Consider the following 5588-nt stretch of genomic DNA (forward strand, 5'->3'; position numbering starts at 1 on the left):
CGCGCCTATCGCGTCGATGAAAAATCCCCGCTGGTCGGCCTCAACGTCGCCGATGCCGAGCATTTCTTCGACAATCACCGGCTGTTCCTGGCGCGGCTGCGGCGAAACGGCGAGATCATGGAGGCCACCACCTCCGTCACGATCGCGGCCGGCGACATCATCGCCCTTGCCGGATCGCGGCACGTACTTCTCAGTGAAGTCAGCAAGGTGCTCGAGGAAGTCGACGACGCGGAACTGCTCGGCGTCCAGGTCGAGGGCACCGACGTGCTGATCACATCGAGCGCGTTGGCCGGCGAGACGCTGAAGGCGCTCGCGGACATTCCCGAGACGCGCGGCGTGTTCATCACCGCTATCCATCGCGGAGCCCTGTCCGTGTCAATCCCGGTTTTTGCTGACACGATGCTTTATCGCGGCGACGTCATCCGAATCATCGGCCGCCCCACCGACATCGCCGGTTTCGCGAAAAAATTCGGCTATCTCGACCGGGAAACCGAGCGCGCCGACATCGCCTTTATCAGCGCCGCGATCGTCGCCGGCGCCGTGATCGGCGCGCTGAGCTTCAGGGTCGGCGAGGTGCCGCTGACGCTGTCGACGGCCGGCGGCATCCTGCTTATCGGTCTCTTCTTCGGCTGGCTCCGTTCGGTGCACCCGGTCTTCGGCCGGGTACCGGGAGCCACGCTGTGGTTCATGAACTCGATCGGCCTCAACCTGTTCATCGCAGCCCTTGGCCTTGCCGCCGCTCCCGCCCTTGCAGGCGGGCTGAAGGAGTTGGGGCCGGTCTTCCTGCTCTGGAGCCTGATCGCCTCCATCGTCCCGTCGCTATTGGCGATCTATCTCGGGAAATATGTCTTCCGCTTCGATGACGCCATCCTGTTCGGCTGCTGCGCGGGCGCGCGGAAATCCTCCCCGGCGCTGGCGATGCTGACGGAGAAGGCCGAGAGCCAGGTGCCGGCGATCGGGTTCTCGGTCGGGTATGCGGTCTCCACCACGCTGCTGATCCTGTTCGGCCTGGTGATCGTGATGATGATGTGAGCTTGAGACTCATGCCAGGCCGGTCTTGTCCTCGCCCTTTGCCGCCGGGTCGATGCCGGCCTTTCTCAGCGTGCGTTCCAGCAACTGGTCGTAGATCGGGCGTCCGCCGATCCATTCGGCGACCATGTTGGCCGTCATGCAGGTGACGATCAGCGGCATGACCATGGTGTAGGCCCCGGTCAGTTCCAGCGTCAGCACCACGCCGACGATCGGCGCGCGCACGGAGGCGGAAAACAGCCCACCCATCGCCGCCATGCCGAAGGCGAGCGGTATGCCGTGGGGCGTCACCAGTTCGACGATGCCGCCGAAGGCCAGACCGACGCACATCGAAAGCGCCAGGATCGGCGCGAAAATGCCGCCCGGCGTGCCCGCCGAATAGCTCGCCGTCATGGTGACGTAGCGGATTACGGCAAGCGCCAGCAGAACCTGAAGGCTGGCGCTGTGGGCGGCAAGCGAGGTCACGACATGCTCGCCGCCGGTTACCGAATGCGGCATCGTCACGAACAGACCGCCGACGACGAGGCCGACCACGGCCGGATAAAGATAGGGCACGCGCGCGTTAAGGCGGCCGGCAAACGAACCCGTCCACATCAGCGCCGCGTTGAGGCTGACGCCCAGGAAACCAAGCAGCACCCCGAGTATGACGAAGGCGGGCAGCAGGGTGAGTTCCGGGCTCGCCACCGCCATCGAGAAATCTGGCGCCGTGCCGCCGATGATCTGGGTCATCACCGTCGCCAGCACCGCGGCGATGATCACGCCCATATAGGTGCGGAAGGTATAGGGAAACTGCCGGTGGGTTTCCTCGACGATGAACAGGATGGCGGCGAGCGGCGCATTGAAGGCGCAGGCGAGACCGGCGGCCGCGCCGGCGCCAAGCATGCCGCGCCGCTCGGTTTCGCTGACCTTGAAGAAATCAGTGATCGCCGCCGAAAACGAAGCGCCGATATGGATCGTCGGGCCTTCGCGGCCGAGCACCAGCCCCGACGCGATCGAGACGATGCCGGTCAGGAACTTGATCGGCAGCACCCTTTGCCACCGAACGGTGCGCAAGCCCTGCATGGCGCCTTCGATCTCCTGCACCCCGCTGCCGCCGGCCTCGGGCGCGAAGCGGCGGACAACGTAGGCCGAAAGCAATGTCGCGCACATGGTGATCAGGGCGGCAGCGGCGACAAGCACGACGCCATCGACATGCGTTGCGAGGACGCGGGGCCATGCTTGCAGCCAGTCGATCAGAAGATGGAACACGGACCCGACGGACCCCGTCAGAATTCCCGCGAGCGCCGCAAGGGCGACGAAGCGGATCTGCGCGTTCCGGCTTCCCGGTTGCTCGAGTTCTTCTGCTGAATTGTCCATGGCGCTTTATCGTCCGGAGGGGATTTAAAAAATGGGCAATGATCTCGGGATCGCTATGTCCTGCCGGAGGGCAGGACCTGCGCTCTTGCAGGCCCAATCTGCTGATAGTCAGCCTGCGCGCGAAGGGTCAACTGTATGGTCTGACATGTTGTTCGGCCGGTTGCGGCAACCTACAAATACCGTGTTAGATTAGCAGCGACGGCGCGCGTACCTGACCGCGCAGCGCGGCCCTCGCCGGTGGGTCCGGGCTGCTCCGCTGGAAACGCGAAGCCGTCTCCGGCGCGGCATACCCTCCACCCCGTGAAGACGACAAAGGAATTACCATGTCCCGTTCCGTTCTGACAGTTCTGGCAAGCCTTCTAGCGGCAACGACCGCGCATGCGCAGGACATGCGTATGATCACCGGCGAGGCCATGATGCGCGAGCGCATCGCGCTGCCGGATGATGCCGAACTCGTGGTCGAGGCACGCGGTTTTCAAAACGCCCTGCTGGCGACGCACAGCGATGAGTCGAACGGCCGGCAGGTGCCATGGCCGTTCGAACTGGCCATCCCACAGGGCGTCGCGGCGAAACTGACAGCGGCGATCCGGATCGACGGCGCCAACCGGTTTGTGAGCGAACCGGTCATGATCGCGGCGGGAAACAATGATGCCGATATCGGAGACATCATGCTGACGGCGTTCACGCCCGCGGCCTTCAGCAGCACCTTCATGTGCGGCGATATCCGCCTTCAGGTCGGCTTTCAGGGCGAGGAAGCGGTGGTCGAGACCGATGAGAGGATTTACCACCTCGCCCCGACGATCTCCGCGGACGGCGCGAAATACCAGTCCGAGGACGGCCGAAACGTCTTCTGGAGCAAGGGCGACACCGCGCTGGTGACGCTCGACGGCCAGGACCTGCCGGATTGCGTCATGGTGCCGGCCGAGGCGGAAAAGGCATGGTCGGCGCAGGGCAATGAACCCGGCTGGCGCGCCGTCATCGCAGGTGACCGGTTCATGCTGGACATGAATTATGGCGAAGACCGCCTCGACCTCCGCCTGCCGGAGCCGGAGGTGGTCGACGGAGCCTATCGCTACGGTTTCGACCAATACGCCCTCGCCTTCCGCGTAAGGGCCGGCCTATGCCAGGACGACATGAGCGGCCGGCTGTTCCCGCAGAGCGTCGAACTGGAAACGGCAACCGGAACGCTGAAGGGCTGCGGCGGCGATACGCTCGAACTGCTGACCGGCCCCGATTGGACCGTCGACAGGATCGACGGCAACGCGCTCGACGAGACCGCCGATCGCCCCGCCTTCTCGATCAGCGAGGAAGGTCAGATCTTCGGAACCACCGGCTGCAACCGCTTCACAGGGGCCTTTGCGGTAAACGGCGAGGGCCGCGTCGCAATCGGTCCGCTCGCAGCGACCCGGATGGCCTGCGACGAAGCCATGATGAAACTGGAACAGACCTTTCTCGACGCGCTCGGCACGGTTGACGGCTTCGACGTCTCAATTGACGGCGCATTGCAGCTGACGTCCGGCGGCGACGCCGTCATCAGGGCAAGCCATTAAAACGGTTCCGCTTTTCATGGAACTGCGAAGCCACCCTATCTATGTGTTTTTGTGCATGACAGCAAAAGGTCCTGTAAGCACACCGGCCTTTTCGTTCAATGGTGATGTCGAGCAAGGAGCAATGTCGGCGCCATGAGTGCATACTGGATCAATGCAGCCGTGGTTGCCTTTCTTCTCGCAGCGATGTTGCTGAGCGGCGTGCTCATGAAGCGCAGCCGGACCTTGTCTCACAGCATTGCCGTCCACGCCATCTTTCTGGGCGCGGCCGCGAGCCTGCTGGTCACTCTGAACAAGACTGCCGACCAAATCCTCGCACACTATAAGCTCGATCTTGTCAAACCCGGCCTGCTCGACGATCTGACGCTGGTCGCCATCGGCCTGATCGTCATGCAGCAGGCCTTTCACCTGATAAACCGCCTGACCACCGCACAGGTGAACAAGGGCAGCGACAAGACCTCGGCAATCAGCATTGCCCGTATTCTCAAAATGGCAATCGTCCTGCTGCTGCTGCTGCTGTTCGGCGAGCATCTGGGCCTGAGCCTCTCCGGCCTGATGGCCTTCGGCGGCTTCGGCGGCATCGCCATCGGCATTGCCGGGAGGGATGTACTGAGCAACATGTTCTCGGGCGTGATGCTCTATTTCGACAGGCCGTTCCGGCTGGGTGACTGGATACGCTCGCCAGACCGCGACATCGAAGGCACGGTGGAGGAGATAGGCTGGCGCATGACCAGGATCACCACGTTCGACAAGCGCCCGCTTTTCGTGCCGAACTCCGTGTTTTCATCGATCAGCGTCGAAAACCCCGGCCAGATGAGGAACAGGCGCATCGACACCACGATCGGCCTTCGCTACGAGGATGCCGACAAGATTGCCGCCGTCGTCGCCGATATCCGTGCCATGCTGCATCAAAGCGAGCATATCGATCTGAACCAGACGCTTCTTGTCTATTTCAACGACTTCGCCGATTCATCACTGAACATCATGGTCTACTGCTTCACCAAGACGACCCGCTGGGCCGAGTGGCTGGCGATCCAGCAGGATGTTTACCTGAAAATCGTCGACATCGTTCATGCCCACGGCGCTGACTTCGCCTTCCCCTCGCAGACGGTCTATCTCGACAAGGACGGCTGAGACGCGGCCATCGTCAGGTCAGAAGCGCGATCCAGGCGAGCGCAAGCACCATGCACAAAAGCGTGACGGGGACGCCGGCACGGCAGAATTCGCCCATGCCGATCTTCACGCCCCGGTCCTTCGCCTGCTCGACCACGATTATGCCGGCGAGGCTACCGAAGATGATCAGGTTGCTGGAAAAGCCCGTGCCGAGCGCCAGCGCCGCGCCCAGCGCGTCGGTATTGGCCGCATGCGGCAGGAAGGGCGCGAGCAGCATGACCGCCGGATTGTTGCCGACGATATTGCTGAGCGCGGATGCGACGAGGAACAGGATCGAAGGATTGGCGAAATCGACGCCTGCTCCCTGAAGATCGTGAACCACCTTTTGCGGCATTCCGGTCTGGGCCAGCGCCGCATTGACCACAAACAGCCCGGCCAGCAGCAGAAGGAGATTGCCGTCGACCGTTCCGATGACCTCCTTCGACGACACCCGCCGGTTGACCAGCATGACTGCGGCGGCCGAAAGGGCGACCATTTCGCGCG

5 protein-coding genes are annotated in these 5588 nt (G+C 63.2%); 3 read left to right on the forward strand and 2 right to left on the reverse strand.

The genetic code is table 11. The annotated features are described in order from the left end of the window. A partial coding sequence (locus B4E36_RS00950; protein WP_345899865.1) for a TrkA C-terminal domain-containing protein occupies window positions 1–1032 on the forward strand: 1032 nt, incomplete at its 5' end. 9 nt (window positions 1033–1041) lie between these two features. Here the strand turns inward: B4E36_RS00950 and clcA are convergent. Then, entirely contained in the window at window positions 1042–2385 is a 1344-nt protein-coding gene (gene clcA / locus B4E36_RS00955; RefSeq protein WP_292052488.1) for a H(+)/Cl(-) exchange transporter ClcA, read from the reverse strand. 323 nt (window positions 2386–2708) lie between these two features. On the opposite strand from clcA, the gene B4E36_RS00960 reads away from it, so the two are divergent. Continuing rightward, window positions 2709–3935 carry an META domain-containing protein gene (locus B4E36_RS00960; RefSeq protein WP_292052489.1) on the forward strand — a complete coding sequence of 409 codons (1227 nt, stop codon included), beginning with the start codon at window positions 2709–2711 and terminating at the stop codon, window positions 3933–3935. Between the two features lie 132 nt (window positions 3936–4067). Continuing rightward, complete coding sequence (locus tag B4E36_RS00965) at window positions 4068–5066, forward strand: mechanosensitive ion channel family protein (protein ID WP_292052491.1); 999 nt, start codon at window positions 4068–4070, stop codon at window positions 5064–5066. A gap of 13 nt (window positions 5067–5079) precedes the next feature. On the opposite strand, the gene B4E36_RS00970 is transcribed toward B4E36_RS00965, so the two are convergent. Beyond that, window positions 5080–5588: SLC13 family permease (locus tag B4E36_RS00970; RefSeq protein WP_345899866.1), on the reverse strand; the 509-nt coding region annotated here is incomplete at its 5' end.

Origin of the sequence: Martelella sp. UBA3392, assembly GCF_002358775.1 — a bacterium.
Classification (GTDB): domain Bacteria; phylum Pseudomonadota; class Alphaproteobacteria; order Rhizobiales; family Rhizobiaceae; genus Martelella; species Martelella mediterranea.

What these genes read in the sequence shown, in the direction of transcription:
- clcA (WP_292052488.1), bottom strand. Translation starts at nt 2,385, where the DNA reads ATGGACAATTCAGCAGAAGAACTCGAGCAACCGGGAAGCCGGAACGCG.
- B4E36_RS00960 (WP_292052489.1), top strand. Translation starts at nt 2,709, where the DNA reads ATGTCCCGTTCCGTTCTGACAGTTCTGGCAAGCCTTCTAGCGGCAACG.
- B4E36_RS00965 (WP_292052491.1), top strand. Translation starts at nt 4,068, where the DNA reads ATGAGTGCATACTGGATCAATGCAGCCGTGGTTGCCTTTCTTCTCGCA.